This is a genomic window from Microbacterium sp. B19 (assembly GCF_000333395.1).
In the GTDB taxonomy this organism is placed as follows: domain Bacteria; phylum Actinomycetota; class Actinomycetes; order Actinomycetales; family Microbacteriaceae; genus Microbacterium.
Window position 1 is genome coordinate 1 of the sequence record NZ_BADA01000305.1, and the last position, 1,051, is coordinate 1,051.

Below are 1,051 nucleotides of genomic sequence, written 5' to 3' on the forward strand. Positions count from 1 at the left end.
CGGTCGACCTGACCGCCGCCGTGACGGCGAGCGACCTGTGGTCGCTCAACGCCGAGGCCACCAAGGTCGACTTCGGCAACGTCGCGCGCAACGCGAGCGTCACCAAGAAGCTCGGCAAGGTCACCGTCGTCGACGACCGCAACGTCCTCAAGGGCTGGAACCTCACCGCTGCCGTGAGCGACTTCAAGAACGCCTCCAACGACGTCATCCCCGCCACCGATGCCCACGCGCCCGGGCAACTCTCGCTGCTCGACCATGGGGCGGCACGTGCGGAAGCGGCCGGTGTGCCCGCTGAGCGGATCATCACGACATGGCCCCTTCCGCGGCTGCGGGAGTGGCTCGCGCGCGAGCGCTGAGGTCAGGCGCGCAGCGCGGCCAGTGCCCGGGTCATGGACGTGCCGAGGTTCCAGCGCGCGGCGAGCTCGGTGGCGGCCTCGGCACGAGCGTCATCGAAGGTGATCCGGTCGTCGGCGGGCGCGAGGTCGAGGTCGCGCACGACCCGGACGACCGTCGGCGCGACGTCGAGGTAGTCCGCGGCGGCCAGGATCTTGGCCCGCTGCGCCGGAGATCCAACAGTGCCCTCCGCGGCGGCGGAACGGATGCCGCCGAGGTCGCCGCCAGCTGCCAGCAGCGCGGCCGCCGACTTCTCGCCGATGCCCGGCACGCCCGGAAGGCCGTCGGACGGGTCGCCGCGGAGCGCTGCGAAGTCGGCGTACTGCGCTGCCCGGATGCCGTAGCGGGCCTGCACGGCCGCGTCGTCGATGATCTCGAGATTGCTCATTCCACGAGCCGTATAGATCACTCGGATACCCCGGTCGTCGTCGACGAGCTGGAAGAGGTCGCGATCCCCGGTGACGATGTCGACGGGCACGTCCGCGCGCGTGGCGAGGGTTCCGATGACGTCATCGGCCTCGTGCTCGGGCGCCCCGACGATCGCAAGGCCGAGCGTCTCGAGGGTTTCGCGGATCAGCGGGATCTGCGCGGTGAGCGCCTCCGGCACCTCCTCGACGTCCGGCGCGCCCGTCACGGCCTCGACCACCCGATGCGCCTG

The 1,051-nt window shown here is 71.5% G+C and carries 1 protein-coding gene and 1 pseudogene; one reads left to right on the top strand and one right to left on the bottom strand.

What is annotated here, in order from left to right:
- Positions 1–356 (top strand): annotated as a pseudogene (locus I5G_RS26485) (hypothetical protein); the annotation flags it as partial.
- 2 nt (positions 357–358) lie between these two features.
- On the opposite strand, the gene I5G_RS10740 reads toward I5G_RS26485, so the two are convergent.
- Positions 359–1,051, bottom strand: a 693-nt coding sequence (locus I5G_RS10740; protein ID WP_026095841.1) for a 5'-3' exonuclease H3TH domain-containing protein, incomplete at its 5' end; no start/stop codon positions are given.